Here is a 13,267-nt window from a genome sequence, read left to right as displayed (position 1 = left end):
GCGCCCGGCTGCGTTGCAGATCGGCCCCATCGCACTACGAAGTCCGGTCGTGCTCGCGCCGATGGCGGGTGTCACGAATGTCGCCTTCCGCACCCTGTGCCGGGAGTTGGAGCTGGCCAGGGCCGGAACGGTCAGTGGACTCTACGTCTGCGAGATGGTGACCGCGCGGGCGCTCGTCGAACGCCATCCGTCGACCATGCATATGGTCACGTTCGCCGATGACGAGACTCCGCGGTCGCTTCAGCTCTACTCCGTCGACCCGCAGAACACCTACGCCGCGGCACGGATGATCGCCGACGAGGGCCTGGCCGATCACATCGACATGAACTTCGGCTGCCCGGTCCCCAAGGTCACCCGTCGCGGTGGGGGTGCGGCGCTGCCGTTCAAGCGCAAGCTGTTCGGGCAGATCGTGGCGGCCGCGGTGCGGGCGACCGAGGGCACCGATATCCCGGTGACGGTGAAATTCCGGATCGGAATCGATGATGCTCATCACACTCACCTCGACGCCGGCCGAATCGCTGCCGAGGAGGGTGCCGCCGCCGTTGCTCTGCACGCCCGCACCGCAGCGCAGCGGTACTCCGGCGAAGCGGACTGGGAACAGATCGCTGCGTTGAAACAGCACGTCACAACCGTTCCCGTACTCGGCAATGGCGACATTTTCGAGGCCGCCGATGCGCTGGCCATGATGGAGGCCACCGGTTGCGACGGCGTGGTCGTCGGCCGCGGCTGTTTGGGCCGTCCGTGGCTGTTCGCCGAGCTGTCGGCGGCTATCAGCGGCATGCCCGCGGCCACCCCGCCGACACTTGGCGAGGTCGCCGCGATCATCCTGCGCCACGGCGAACTTCTCGCCGCCCACTTCGGCGAGGACAAGGGCATGCGCGACATCCGCAAGCACGTCGCCTGGTACCTGCACGGCTTCCCCGCCGGCGCCGATCTGCGGCGGGCATTGGCGCTGGTCAAGACCCTCGCAGAGCTGCGGTCCCTGCTCGATGGCCTCGATCCGGATATCCCTTTTCCCGCTGCGGCGACGGGGCCGCGCGGGCGGCAGGGCTCACCCGCCGCGGTGTCGCTGCCCGAGGGCTGGCTAACCGATCCCGACGATTGCACGGTCCCGGCAGGCGCCGAGATCATGAACTCGGGTGGCTAGTTCGTGTCAGCGAAGTACCAGGTCGTCTCTAATCTGAGATGACTCTGACATCACATCTCTCAGAATGTCTCAGTACGATATGAGTCTCGTTCGTAATGGGTTCCAACGTCGGAGCCCGGCAGTGTGCTGTGACCTGTCAGAAGCACCGCGTATGCCGGTGCGCACCGCCGCGCACGGCGGTTGAAGAGTCGGAGGCCCGCAGAAGCATGAGTGACGGCGATAACGCCACTCCTGGCCGCCACGGCCAGGGTGACTCGTCGGCACCGGACGGCTCACACGACGCCTATCAATGGGATACCCCAGGCAGCTCACCGACGCCAGGCGCCGCGCCGTGGGAGCGCGCAGGCGTGACTGGAACGGGTCACGACGCTGAGGACGACGACGCACCCCCGACGGGCAACCACACCGACGGCATCACGGTCGCCGACCTGATCGCCAAGCTCAACGGCGCTGCGGCGGTCCCGTCGGAACTGAAGCGGCACCGTGCCGAGGACAACACGCCACCCCCCACCGAGGTCATCGACGCCGTATCGGCGTCCGCACGGGATCAACGGCCCGTCGAAACGGTAGACGCCGACGACCCGGACACCGAGATCATCCCCGCGATCGCGGCGGGCGCCGCCGAACTGCCGGATCTGGCGGTGCTCCACCGGCAGGGCCGGGTGCCGCCGTCGCACGTCGGCAGGAGCCGCCGCCGTCCCGACGGACATCCCCCACACCGAGGCCGCCGCCGGACAGTGATCGTCGGCCGGGTGGCCACCGCGTTGCTCGCGGTGCTGGCGCTTGCCCTGACCGGCGGGGCGTGGCAATGGCAGTCGGCGAAGAACAACATGCTCAACCGGGTCTCCGCACTCGATCCGGACTCCCGCGACATCCTCGACCCCAACGCACAGTTCGGCGACGAGAACTTCTTGATCGTCGGCGTGGACAGCCGCATGGGCGACAACGTCGAAATGGGCGCGGGCACAACCGAAGAGGCAGCCGGCGCCAGATCCGACACGGTGATGCTGGTCAACATTCCCGCCAACCGCGAACGCGTTGTGGCGGTGTCCTTTCCGCGTGACCTCGCCATCGAGCCGATGAAGTGCGAGCCGTGGGATCCAGAGACCGGCCAGTACGGCCCGATCACCGATCCGGAATCGCCGATGTACGGCGCCGACGAGGTCTACACCGAGTACAAGCTGAACTCGGCCTACGCCGTCGGCGGACCGAAGTGCCTGGTGAAGGTCATCCAGAAGATGTCCGGTCTCTACATAAACCGTTTCATGGCAGTCGATTTCGCTGGCTTCTCGAAGATGGTCGATGCGCTCGGCGGCGTCGAGGTGTGTAGCACCGAGCCACTGGAGGATTACGAGCTGGGCACCGTGCTGCCTCAGGCGGGCCGCCAGATCGTCGACGGCCACACCGCACTTCAGTACGTGCGCGCCCGCCAGGTGACGACGGAGACCAACGGCGATTACGGCCGCATCAAGCGCCAGCAGCTGTTCCTGTCCTCGCTGCTGCGCTCGATGATCTCCAAGGAAGTTTTCTTCTCGCTGAACAAGCTCAACAATGTCGTCAACATGTTCATCAACGACAGCTATGTCGACAACATGGACACCAAGGACCTCGTGACCCTGGGCCAGTCGGTGCAGGGCATCGCCGCTGGCCGCATCACCTTCCTGACGGTGCCGACCACGGGATACATGGACGAGTACGGCAACGAACATCTCCGCGAGGACGACACCCGGGCCATCTTCGACGCGATCATCAACGACGACCCGTTGCCCGAGGAGAAGAACGCCGACAACACTCCGGTGCCCGGCACCCCGGAGAGCCAGGTGCCCAGCCAGGATGCCGCTCCCGCAACCGAACTCGTTGACACGATTACGACCAACCCGCATGACATCACCGTGCAGGTGTCGAATTCGACCGGCGAGGACGGACTGGGTGCCACCGCCGCCGACGAACTCCAGACACACGGTTTCAACGTCATCACGCCTGACGACTACCCCGGTCCGCTGGACACCACCACGGTGTTCTTCTCGCCGGGTAACGAGCAGGCCGCCGCGACCGTCGCATCGGCGTTCCCCAACGCCAACATCGAGCGGGCCACCAACCTCGGCGACGTCGTACAGGTGGTGCTGGGCAACGACTTCTACTCGGTGACCTCGCCGCCCTCGACCGGATCCCCCGTTCAGGTCCACGTGGCGCACAGCTCGAACAGCACACCCACCAAGCTGCCCGAGGATCTGACGGTCACCAACGCCGCGGACACCACCTGCGAATAGGACCGACCGCAAGGCGATGTCGCCTTATGGGCATGCGCCATTCACTCGGCGTTAACGCTGACGTCGTGACCTCGCTGCTGTTCAGACCGTAGGGTGGGGTCATGCGGACGGCGTACCACGAGCAGCTGGATCAGCTGAGTGCGCAGCTCGGCGACATGTGCGGACTGGCAGGCAAGGCGATGGAGCGTGCCACGCAGGCCCTGCTGCAGGCCGATCTGGTCCTGGCCGAGCAGGTGATCAGCGACCACGAGCAGATCGTCGCGATGAGTGCGCGCGCCGAGGAGGCCGCCTTCGTGCTGCTCGCCCTGCAGGCGCCCGTCGCGGGAGACCTCCGCTCGATCGTCACGGCGATTCAGATCGTGGCCGATGTCGACCGCATGGGCGCCCTGGCCCTGCACGTCGCCAAGATCGCCCGACGACGCCATCCCCAGCACGCACTGCCCGAAGAGGTCAACGGCTATTTCGCCGAAATGGGTCGAGTCGCAGTCGAATTGGGCAACAGTGCGCAGGAGGTGCTGGTCACCCGCGATCCGGAGAAGGCAGCACGGATCAGCGAGGAAGACGATGCGATGGACGATCTGCATCGCCATCTGTTCAGTGTGCTGATGGATCGTGAGTGGAAGCACGGCGTCACCGCAGCCGTCGATGTGACGCTGCTGAGCCGCTTCTACGAGCGCTTCGCCGACCACGCCGTCGAGATCGCGCGGCGGGTCATCTTCCAGGCCACCGGCAGTTTCCCGCAGGACGACAAGCTAGCGTCACCCTGAGCTGGCCCTCCATCCTTTCGCGAGCAGACGTGAAAACCCCCTAAAAGGGGCGATTTTGGGGGGTTTCGCGACTGCTCGCCCAGGAAGACTCAGCCGAAGCGACCGGAAATGTAGTCCTCAGTGGCCTTCTGGTTCGGGTTGGAGAAGATCTTCTCCGTATCGTCGATCTCGACGAGCCGCCCGGGCTTACCCGTCGCCTCGAGATTGAAGAACGCCGTCTGATCGCTGACGCGGGCGGCCTGCTGCATGTTGTGCGTGACGATCACAATCGTGAAGTCCTGCTTCAGCTCTGCGATGAGGTCCTCGATGGCCAGCGTCGAGATCGGGTCCAGCGCCGAGCACGGCTCATCCATCAGGAGCACATCGGGTTGGACCGCGATGGCGCGGGCGATGCAGAGCCGCTGCTGCTGGCCGCCGGACAGCCCGCCGCCCGGCTTGTCCAGCCGATCCTTGACCTCGTTCCAGAGGTTGGCCCCCTTGAGCGACCGCTCGGCGACCTCGTCGAGCACCTTCTTGTTCCGCACCCCCTGCAGCTTCAGTCCGGCCACCACATTGTCGCGAATCGACATGGTGGGGAACGGGTTCGGGCGCTGGAACACCATGCCGATGGTCTTGCGCACACCCACCGGGTCGACGCCGGGACCGTAGATGTCCTCGCCGTCGAGCAGCACCGAACCCTCGACGCGGGCACCGGGGATGACCTCGTGCATGCGGTTCAGCGTGCGGAGTACGGTCGACTTACCGCAGCCCGACGGGCCGATGAACGCGGTCACGCTGCGCGGCTGAACCGACAGTGCGACGTCCGCGACCGCCTGGAACGAGCCGTAATAGATGTTGACGTCCTTGAGATCCAGCCGTTTGGCCATGTCAGTGGCTCCTAAAACTTTTTGGGGGCAAAGAATTTGGCGAGAAATCGGGCACCGACGTTCAGCAGCGCGATCAAGACGATCAGCGTGAACGCCGCGCCCCACAGGCGGTCGGTGGGCACCGGGTTGGCGCCGGCACCCGCCGACGTCTGGTCGTACATCATGCCGGGAAGTGAGCCCATGAAGCCGCTGAACATGTCGAAGTTCATGGCCTGGGCGTAGCCGACGAGGATCAGCAGCGGTGCCGTCTCACCCATCACACGGGCCAGGGCAAGCAGGATGCCGGTGACGATGCCCGACAGCGCGGTCGGAATCACGATGGCGGAGATGGTTTTCCACTTCGGCACACCCAGCGCGTAGCTTGCTTCGCGCAGATCCATCGGGACGATGCGCAGCATCTCCTCGGTGGACCGGACGATGACGGGGATCATCAGCAGCACCAGCGCCAACGACACCGCGAACCCCGACCGCTGGAAGCCCAGCGTGGCGACCCATAGCGCGTAGATGAACAGTGCGGCGACGATCGACGGCACGCCCGTGAGGATGTCGACCATGAAGGTGGTCAGCTTGCCCAACCTCGTACCGCCGCCGTACTCCACCAGATAGATGCCGACGAACACGCCGATCGGGATGGAGATGACTGCGCACACCAGACCTTGCAGCACTGTGCCGACGATCGCGTGGTAGGCGCCGCCCCCAGGCTGAAACGCCGTCATGCCCGCCTGCGAGTGGTACCACCAGGTCGTGGATGTGACCACGCCGAAGCCCTTGACGACCACGGTCACCAGGACCCACACCAGCGGAATGAGAGCGATGACCACCGACGAGGTGACCAGCACGGTGGCGATGTTGTTGGTGATCTTGCGCCGCAGGCTCACACCCTGGAAGGTCGCCGCCTTGACCGGCTTGTCCAGTGTCGAGGTCATGATGCGGACCGGCCCTTTCCAGACACCGCGGCGCGGGCCAACGAGTTCACGACGAACGTGAGGATGAACAGCACGAGGCCGGCCGCGATGTAGGCGCCCGCCTTGTACTGGTCGTTGAATTCCGATGCCGCCGAGGCGATTTTGCTCGCGAAGGTGTAACCCGCGTCGAACAGTGACCAGCCGAACGCCTGCTGCGTGCCGCGCAGGATGATCAGCAGCGCAATGGTTTCGCCGAGCGCACGACCCAGGCCGAGCATCGCGCCGCTGATGTAGCCGGACAGTCCGAACGGCAACACCGTCGTGCGCACCACCTCCCACCGCGTGGCACCCAACGCCAGCGCGGCCTCGATGTGCCCACGTGGCGTCTGGATGAACACCTCGCGCGCCACCGCGGTGATGATCGGCAGGATCATCACCGCCAGCACGATGCCCGCCGTGAAGATGGTGCCCCCTCCCGCGACCGAGGCGTTGCCGGTCTTGAACAAGAACAGCCAGGACATGTTCTCGTTCAACCACACGGCAAACGGTTTGATCACGGGCGCAAGGACATACAGCCCCCAGACGCCATAGATGATCGACGGCACCGCCGCGAGCAGGTCGACCATGTAGGCCAGCGGACCTGCGACCCGACGCGGTGCGTACTGCGTCAGATAAATGGCGATGCCCAGCGCCACCGGCATGGCGAGGACCAACGCGAACAACGACACGAACACCGTCACCTGAAGCAGATCAAGAACGCCGAACCGCATCGCGGAGGTGTTCGTGGTGACCCAGTTGCCGCCGTAGAGGAAGAAATTCGCCTCGTTGCGAGCCAGCGCTGGTATGGCGCGCCAGACCAGGAAGATCCCGATCGCCGCGATGATGATGACGATCAGGGCACCCGAACCCTCCGCGAGCGTTCGGAAGATCCGGTCGCCCACCCGCTCCTTGGCATTCCGCGAGGGATTGGTGGAGATGGGTTCGGGCTCGCCGAAAGGCATCGCCAATGCTTCGCCTGAACCTGAGTCCAACGGATTCGGTGTTGTCACTTCGACCCTATCGGTCATCTGTCAGGCACCCATCTTCGCCGGTTTGGTGCTGTCGCGCCACAACCTGGGCGCCTCAACTGATGGCGTCGATGGACGTCACCAACCGCTCCTTGAAAGCGGCAGGCAGCGGCACGTAACCGGCGGGCGACAGATTGGCCTGGCCGGCGTTGGCCGCCACCGTCAGGAACGACTTCACCGCCGCGGCGGTGTCGGCGTCATAGCCCTTCGAGCACACGATCTCGTAGGTGGCCAGCACCAGCGGATAGGCACCGGGCTCCTTCGTGCCGTACAGCGAGGCCAGGTCCAGCGTCAGGTCGTTGCCCTCGGCCGCGAACTTGGCCGCGTCGATGGCCTTTCCTGCCGATTCGTCGGTCAATTCGACTGCGCCGCTGCCGTTGTCGATCTGGGCGTAGGGGATGCCGGCCTGGTCCGCGAAGCCCTTCTCCACGTAACCGATGGCACCGGGGGTCGCCTGTACGGCCTGCGCCACACCGGCGGACTTCTGCGCGCCTTCACCGGCGCCGCCCTGGAACTCGCTGCCGGCGCCCTTGGTCCACGCCCCACCGGAGGCGGCCTCGAGGTACTTCTGGAAATTGTCGGTGGTGCCCGACGAGTCCGACCGGAAGATCGGGGTGATGGTGGTGTCGGGCAGCGTGATGCCCTCGTTCAGCGCGACGACGGCCGGATCGTTCCACTTGGTGATCTGACCCTGGAAGATCTTGGCGAGCGTGTCCCCGTTGAGTACCAGCTTGTCGACGCCCGGGATGTTGTAGGCCATCGCGATCGGACCGAACACCAGTGGCAGGTTCCAGGCCGGGTTGCCATCGCAGCGCTGTGCGGCCGCGGCGACCTGCTCGTCCTTGAGCGCCGAGTCAGATCCGGCGAAGTCCACGTTTCCGGCGATGAACTGTTCACGGCCCGCTCCGGATCCGGTCGGGTTGTAGGACAGGTTCTTGCCCGGGCAGGTCTGGCCCCAGACCTTGTTGAACTCCGCGATCGCGTTCTGCTGAGCCGTCGAGCCCTCCGCGGTGATGGAGTTCTTGCCGCCGCACTCGCCAGACGCGGATCCGGTTGCGCCGGTGGTGCTTCCGGAGGTGTTGTCGTCGCTGCCACACGCGGACAGCATCAGCGCAGCGATGGCCGTGACGGACAGGGCCATTCCGACGTTCTTGAGCTTCACTTGTCCCACTTTCGGTTGACGGCTTCAAGAAAGGCTTGAACTCTCCGGCAACGTATGCGGCCCCGGTGGACAGCACGGGGATGTGACGTGAACGGGCGGTGAACTCGTCCAGCTAGTTCACAGCTTGACGGGCGTACGCCGCATCGACTGAGGCGACGTCGAACCCCAGCCGCTGATACGTCTTCACCGCGGCGGAGTTATCTGCCTCGACGTAGAGCATGACCACAGGCTGCGAACTTGCGGTCAACGCCTCGGCGAGGTGGTGCAGCCCGACGAGCGTGAGGGTGGCACCGAGGCCCCGGCCCTGCGCGGCTGGGTCGACGCCGACTATGTACACCTCGCCGAGATCGCTGCTGTGGATCTTGGTCCAGTGGAAGCCCAGGAGTTGCCCGGTCTCGTCGTCGAAGGCCAGGAAGATCCCGTTCGGATCGAACCACGGTTCGCCGCGGCGCTCCTCGATATCGGCGGCGGTCCAGCCGCCCTGCTCGGGATGCCAGGCGAAGGCGGCGTTGTTGACGCGCAGCAGTTCGGCGTCGTCGGCGGGCCCGGAGTACGTGGTGATGCGCGCGCCGTCGGGCACAGTGACCGCAGGCAGGTCGTGGAGCGGGCGCCGCATCTGCAGCAGCTCCCGCACGACGACCAGGTCCAGCGCCGCGGCGGTGGCGCGGGCGGCGTCGAGATTGCCGTGCGCCCAGATGCGGGCGTCGTCGCCGCCTTCCGCGAGCCCCTGGCGCGCCATCGCCGAACCGGTGCCCCGGCGTCGCGCCGACGGATGCACGACGAGCTCGGCCATCGCCGGGCCCTGCTCGTCCGCGGGAGCTAGGTTCAGATAGCCGACGACGTCCTCGCCGTCACGGGCGAGGAGGTGCCGGGTGCGGTCACGGTTCAGCTCACGCAGCACCTGGTCGCCGACGGGCGCGACGCCGTCGTGCGCCTTGGCCGCCGCGACGAGGTCGCGGATGCGGCCCTGATCTTCGTCGGACAGACCTGATCGCCAGGCGAGGACCGGCTGCGTCACTGACTGCGCAGCGGATCGGCAAGTGGTTCGGGCACCGCGTCGTAACTGTCGGTGTCCCCAAGCCCTGGATCGTCGGACACGTCGGAGTCCGGGGCCGGTGCGCGTCCTCGGGCGGGCCGAACCGCCTTGTAGCCGACGTTTCGCACGGTGCCGATCAGCGACTCGTACTCCGTGCCGAGCTTGGCCCGCAGGCGCCGCACGTGCACGTCGACCGTGCGGGTGCCGCCGAAGAAGTCGTAGCCCCACACCTCCTGCAGCAGCTGCGCGCGAGTGAACACCCGGCCCGCGTGCTGCGCGAGGTACTTCAGCAGTTCGAACTCCTTGTAGGTGAGATCCAGCGGACGGCCCCGAAGGCGCGCGGTGTACGTGCCCTCGTCGATCACCAGCTCACCCAGGCTGATCTTGCCGACGTTCTCCTGGTTGGCCACTCCGCCGCGGCGTCCGACAAGCAGCCGCAACCGCGCATCGATCTCGGCCGGCCCGGTGCTCGGGAGCAGAATCTCGTCGAGCCCCCATTCGACGTTGACGGCCACCAGGCCACCCTCGTTGACGACGGCCACCACCGGCACCGACGTACCGGTCGTGCCGAGCAGACGACACAGGCCGCGGGCGGCGGCCAGATCCGAGCGCGCATCGACGATCGCCACATCCGCGTTGCCGGCTTCCAAAAGTGACGAAACCTCGGTTGGCGCAGTCCGCACGTGGTGGGCGAGCAGCGACAAAGACGGCAGGACGGATTCAGGGTGGGGATCGACGGTCAGTAGCAGTAGATCCAACTGGCCCTCCAGCAGCCATGGGGACCTCGCCTGGACATCAATGTCGGTCGGTGACTTCCCAGATTCATGCCTGTCATATGGCCGTTACCCGGCCGATGGTGATCTAACGATAGCGCGACACCTCTTGGTCAGCTGGACCAACGGGGTCGAATGGCCGCCGGTGGGCAACAATGTGGCGATGCGCAAGCTCCTGATCGGTGTCCTGGCGACCGCGACCGCCGTGGTCGTCGGCGCCGTCGGGATCGACTTCGGTGCGGCGATCTATGCCGAATACCGCCTGGCCAGAAGCGTGCGAACGGCAGCCGACCTGGCCTGGGACCCGTCGGTGGCGATCCTCGGCTTCCCCTTCATCCCACAGGCGATCAACCGGCATTACGACGAAGTGGAGATACGGGCGGCCGGCGTCGACCATCCCGTGGTCGGAAAGGCGTCGCTGGAGGCAACCCTGCATTCGATCGATCTCGGCGACTCGTCGTGGCTGGTCGGCCCGGAGGCCAAGCTGGCGGTGGGCAAGGCCGAGAGCCGCATCATCATCGACTCCACGCACGTGGGACGGTTTATGGGCATCCCCGACCTGCTGGTCGAGGCGCCGACGCGGGAGAGCAACGACTCGACGGGCGGCACCACCGAATCGGGGATCTCGAGCAATCGCGGGCTCGTTTTCACGGGGACGCCCGAGAAAGCCGGGTACGACAAGAAGGTGAGCATCGCGGTGGACCTGTCGATCGTCGGGCCGGACCAAACCACGCTGGTCCTCACCGCCACCGACGTGCTCACCGGCCCGGGCACCGCTGACCAGCCGGTTCCCGACGACAAGAAGGCCGCTGTGCTGGCCGCCTTCTCCACCAGCATGCCCGGCCAGAAGCTGCCCTTCGGACTCGCGCCGACGGCCGAGGGGGCGCGCGGTTCGGACGTGATCATCGAAGGCATCGCCGAGGGAGTAACGGTGGCCCTGAACGAGTTCAATCTGAAGTGAGTACTTCATGGGTGTTGGCGATCACCGTGCTCGTCGGAGCTCTGGGGCTGGCCTACGTGATCGGCAGGCTGGTCACGTTGCGCGCCGGCATGCTCAAGGCCAGCGAAAAAGCCGCTGACGTCGACACCAGTGACCTGGGACTGTCGCACACGGGGCCGACGGTGCTGCATTTCAGCGCAGATTGGTGCGGACCATGTGCAGCGGTGCGCAGGGTGGTCGATCAGGTGTGCGCCGACCTGCCCGGCGTCGCGCACGTCGAGATCGACATGGACGCCAATCCGGAAGCGGCCCGGCGGCTTTCAGTGCTGTCGCTGCCCACCACGATCATCTTCGATGCCCAAGGTCGCCCCCAGTTCCGCACCCACGGTGTCCCGACAGCTGCTGACCTGCGGTCGGCGCTGGAACCGCTGTTGGCTTGATCACCGTGTCATTGGGTAAGCTGTCCCCCGTGTTCGCCCGCCTCGAGCCGATGCTCACCAAGCGCCGCGCAGTTGATCTGTGCCGCGTCGCGGGTTGTTGCTGTTGTTGTTGCTGTAGCTGCTGAGTAGCCGCGCCTTTCTTCGCGCCGCACTCGGGAGCGGCCCCATGTGGTCCGCCCTCCCATCCCAGCCAGTCCATCCATGCAACAGGAGCACATGTATGTCGACCACCACGAGCACCAGCAAGACCACCAGCACCCCGCCGGACCAGGTGGACGTGCGCGGTCCACGCTTCGCAGCCTGGGTGACCACCGCCGTGATCATCGCAGTCCTGCTCGTCTACCCCGTCAGCCCCGTCGCCGCGGCGGTGATCCTCGGCGTGCAGGCGGTGGTGTTCGCGATCGGCGCCTGGCGTGGACCCCGGCAACATCCGTACGGCCTGATCTTCAAGGCCCTGGTGGCGCCCCGCCTCGGACCCGTCACCGAGAAGGAGCCGGTGCCTCCGCTGAAGTTCGCCCAGTTGGTCGGATTCCTGTTCGCCGTCGTCGGCGTCGCCGGCTTCGCGACGGGCGTCTCGCTGCTCGGCCTGATCGCCACCGGCTTCGCCCTCGTGGCAGCCTTTCTCAACGCGGCCTTCGGCATCTGCCTCGGCTGCCAGATCTATCCGCTCGTCGCCCGGTTCCGCCGGGTGCTTTCCACCACCTGACACTTCAAATAGCAAGCAACCGAAAGGATTTCCTACATGGCACGCTCCGACGTCCTGGTCAGCACCGACTGGGCCGAGAGCAATCTCGACGCGCCTAACACCGTTTTCGTCGAGGTCGATGAGGACACCTCCGCCTACGAGGGCGGCCATATCGCAGGCGCCGTGCGCCTGGACTGGAAGACCGAGCTGCAGGACCAGGTCAAGCGCGACTTCGTCGACCAGCAGCAGTTCTCGAAGCTGTTGTCCGAGAAGGGCATCAGCAACGACGACACGGTGATCCTGTACGGCGGCAACAACAACTGGTTCGCCGCCTACGCGTACTGGTACTTCAAGCTGTACGGCCACGAGAACGTCAAGCTCCTCGACGGCGGCCGCAAGAAGTGGGAGCTCGACGGCCGCCCGCTGGTCAAGGATGTGCCCAACCGGCCCGCCACCAGCTACACGGCCAAGGCGCCGAACAACAACATCCGCGCCTTCCGCGACGAGGTCATCGCCGCCATCGGCAGCAAGAACCTCGTCGACGTGCGCTCCCCTGACGAGTTCTCGGGCAAGATCCTCGCCCCCGCTCATCTGCCTCAGGAGCAGAGCCAGCGGCCGGGCCACATCCCCGGCGCGATCAACGTGCCGTGGAGCAAGGCGGCCAACGAGGACGGCACGTTCAAGTCCGACGAGGAGCTGGCCAAGCTGTACGCCGAAGCCGGTCTCGACGGCCAGAAGGAGACCATCGCCTACTGCCGGATCGGTGAGCGTTCGTCGCACACCTGGTTCGTGCTCCAGGAGTTGTTGGGACACCAGAACGTCAAGAACTACGACGGAAGTTGGACGGAATACGGCTCTCTCGTGGGGGCCCCGATCGAGTTGGGAAGTTGATATGTGCTCTGCACCGAAGCAAGGGCTGACGTTGCCTGCAGGCGTCGATCTCGAGCGTGAGACGGTGATCACCGGTCGCGTGGTGGATAACTCGGGCCAGGCCGTCGGCGGTGCGTTCGTCCGACTGCTGGACAGCTCTAACGAATTCACCGCGGAGGTCGTCGCATCGGCCACCGGCGATTTCCGGTTCTTCGCCGCCCCGGGCACGTGGACCCTACGTGCGCTGTCTCCCGCGGGTAACGGAGACGCCAGCATCGCACCGTCGGGCGCGGGCATCCACGAGGTCGACGTCAAGGTCGCCTGACGGCTGCCGAGAGT

15 protein-coding genes are annotated in these 13,267 nt (G+C 65.9%); 9 read left to right on the top strand and 6 right to left on the bottom strand.

The annotated features are described in order from the left end of the window. Positions 1 to 61 precede the first annotated feature (61 nt). The 3 genes from dusB to phoU all read left to right on the top strand — a co-directional run bounded on the left by dusB (position 62) and on the right by phoU (position 4,184). Complete coding sequence (dusB, locus tag G6N43_RS06845; protein ID WP_234810157.1) at positions 62 to 1,147, top strand: tRNA dihydrouridine synthase DusB; 1,086 nt, start codon at positions 62 to 64, stop codon at positions 1,145 to 1,147. Between the two features lie 206 nt (positions 1,148 to 1,353). Further along, complete coding sequence (locus tag G6N43_RS06840; RefSeq protein ID WP_083153709.1) at positions 1,354 to 3,417, top strand: LCP family protein; 2,064 nt, start codon at positions 1,354 to 1,356, stop codon at positions 3,415 to 3,417. A gap of 101 nt (positions 3,418 to 3,518) precedes the next feature. After that, positions 3,519 to 4,184 carry a phosphate signaling complex protein PhoU gene (gene phoU / locus G6N43_RS06835; protein WP_083153707.1) on the top strand — a complete coding sequence of 222 codons (666 nt, stop codon included), beginning with the start codon at positions 3,519 to 3,521 and terminating at the stop codon, positions 4,182 to 4,184. 89 nt (positions 4,185 to 4,273) lie between these two features. Here the strand turns inward: phoU and pstB are convergent, their stop codons facing one another. The 6 genes from pstB to G6N43_RS06805 form a co-directional block, all read right to left on the bottom strand. Next, the gene (gene pstB, locus G6N43_RS06830; protein WP_083153705.1) at positions 4,274 to 5,050 is read right to left on the bottom strand and encodes a phosphate ABC transporter ATP-binding protein PstB; all 777 of its coding nucleotides are present in this window, start codon (positions 5,048 to 5,050) and stop codon (positions 4,274 to 4,276) included. A gap of 11 nt (positions 5,051 to 5,061) precedes the next feature. Further along, positions 5,062 to 5,976, bottom strand: a complete 915-nt coding sequence (gene pstA / locus G6N43_RS06825; RefSeq protein ID WP_083153703.1) for a phosphate ABC transporter permease PstA — start codon at positions 5,974 to 5,976, stop codon at positions 5,062 to 5,064. Next, entirely contained in the window at positions 5,973 to 7,022 is a 1,050-nt protein-coding gene (pstC, locus tag G6N43_RS06820; RefSeq protein WP_083153701.1) for a phosphate ABC transporter permease subunit PstC, read from the bottom strand. Before pstC ends, pstA begins: the two co-directional genes overlap by 4 nt. Positions 7,023 to 7,077: 55 nt before the next feature. Next, positions 7,078 to 8,163, bottom strand: coding sequence for a phosphate ABC transporter substrate-binding protein PstS (gene pstS, locus G6N43_RS06815; RefSeq protein WP_110810454.1), 1,086 nt, complete (start codon positions 8,161 to 8,163; stop codon positions 7,078 to 7,080). Between the two features lie 133 nt (positions 8,164 to 8,296). Next, positions 8,297 to 9,202 (bottom strand): mycothiol synthase, encoded by a 906-nt coding sequence (gene mshD, locus G6N43_RS06810; RefSeq protein WP_083153697.1) that lies wholly within the window; start codon positions 9,200 to 9,202, stop codon positions 8,297 to 8,299. Next, on the bottom strand, positions 9,199 to 9,978 hold the full coding sequence (locus G6N43_RS06805; protein ID WP_083153695.1) for a winged helix-turn-helix transcriptional regulator: 780 nt from the start codon (positions 9,976 to 9,978) through the stop codon (positions 9,199 to 9,201). Before G6N43_RS06805 ends, mshD begins: the two co-directional genes overlap by 4 nt. A 178-nt stretch (positions 9,979 to 10,156) precedes the next feature. Between G6N43_RS06805 and lmeA the strand changes: the two genes are divergently transcribed. From lmeA to G6N43_RS06780, 6 genes are all read left to right on the top strand, one after another. Then, a complete protein-coding gene (lmeA, locus tag G6N43_RS06800; protein ID WP_083153813.1) occupies positions 10,157 to 10,954 on the top strand; it encodes a mannan chain length control protein LmeA in 798 nt (265 codons plus the stop codon). After that, on the top strand, positions 10,951 to 11,373 hold the full coding sequence (locus G6N43_RS06795; protein ID WP_083153693.1) for a thioredoxin family protein: 423 nt from the start codon (positions 10,951 to 10,953) through the stop codon (positions 11,371 to 11,373). Before lmeA ends, G6N43_RS06795 begins: the two co-directional genes overlap by 4 nt. Before the next feature lie 50 nt (positions 11,374 to 11,423). Continuing rightward, complete coding sequence (locus tag G6N43_RS31030; RefSeq protein WP_407664905.1) at positions 11,424 to 11,498, top strand: putative leader peptide; 75 nt, start codon at positions 11,424 to 11,426, stop codon at positions 11,496 to 11,498. 95 nt (positions 11,499 to 11,593) lie between these two features. Beyond that, on the top strand, positions 11,594 to 12,079 hold the full coding sequence (locus tag G6N43_RS06790) for a DUF4395 domain-containing protein (RefSeq protein WP_083153691.1): 486 nt from the start codon (positions 11,594 to 11,596) through the stop codon (positions 12,077 to 12,079). A gap of 36 nt (positions 12,080 to 12,115) precedes the next feature. Next, positions 12,116 to 12,949, top strand: a complete 834-nt coding sequence (locus tag G6N43_RS06785; protein WP_083153689.1) for a sulfurtransferase — start codon at positions 12,116 to 12,118, stop codon at positions 12,947 to 12,949. 1 nt (position 12,950) lies between these two features. Then, on the top strand, positions 12,951 to 13,253 hold the full coding sequence (locus G6N43_RS06780) for a DUF1416 domain-containing protein (protein ID WP_083153688.1): 303 nt from the start codon (positions 12,951 to 12,953) through the stop codon (positions 13,251 to 13,253). The last annotated feature ends 14 nt before the right edge of the window (positions 13,254 to 13,267 follow it).

The sequence above is a fragment of the Mycolicibacterium moriokaense genome (assembly GCF_010726085.1).
Taxonomy (GTDB): Bacteria; Actinomycetota; Actinomycetes; order Mycobacteriales; family Mycobacteriaceae; genus Mycobacterium; species Mycobacterium moriokaense.
Note: the sequence above shows the minus strand (reverse complement) of the source record. Positions and strands in the feature narration are given on the sequence as shown.

Coding starts and splice junctions, on each gene's coding strand:
- dusB (WP_234810157.1), top strand. CDS start 62: ATGGCGGGTGTCACGAATGTCGCCTTCCGCACCCTGTGCCGGGAGTTG.
- G6N43_RS06840 (WP_083153709.1), top strand. CDS start 1,354: ATGAGTGACGGCGATAACGCCACTCCTGGCCGCCACGGCCAGGGTGAC.
- phoU (WP_083153707.1), top strand. CDS start 3,519: ATGCGGACGGCGTACCACGAGCAGCTGGATCAGCTGAGTGCGCAGCTC.
- pstB (WP_083153705.1), bottom strand. CDS start 5,050: ATGGCCAAACGGCTGGATCTCAAGGACGTCAACATCTATTACGGCTCG.
- pstA (WP_083153703.1), bottom strand. CDS start 5,976: ATGACCTCGACACTGGACAAGCCGGTCAAGGCGGCGACCTTCCAGGGT.
- pstC (WP_083153701.1), bottom strand. CDS start 7,022: ATGACCGATAGGGTCGAAGTGACAACACCGAATCCGTTGGACTCAGGT.
- pstS (WP_110810454.1), bottom strand. CDS start 8,163: ATGGCCCTGTCCGTCACGGCCATCGCTGCGCTGATGCTGTCCGCGTGT.
- lmeA (WP_083153813.1), top strand. CDS start 10,157: ATGCGCAAGCTCCTGATCGGTGTCCTGGCGACCGCGACCGCCGTGGTC.
- G6N43_RS06790 (WP_083153691.1), top strand. CDS start 11,594: ATGTCGACCACCACGAGCACCAGCAAGACCACCAGCACCCCGCCGGAC.
- G6N43_RS06785 (WP_083153689.1), top strand. CDS start 12,116: ATGGCACGCTCCGACGTCCTGGTCAGCACCGACTGGGCCGAGAGCAAT.
- G6N43_RS06780 (WP_083153688.1), top strand. CDS start 12,951: ATGTGCTCTGCACCGAAGCAAGGGCTGACGTTGCCTGCAGGCGTCGAT.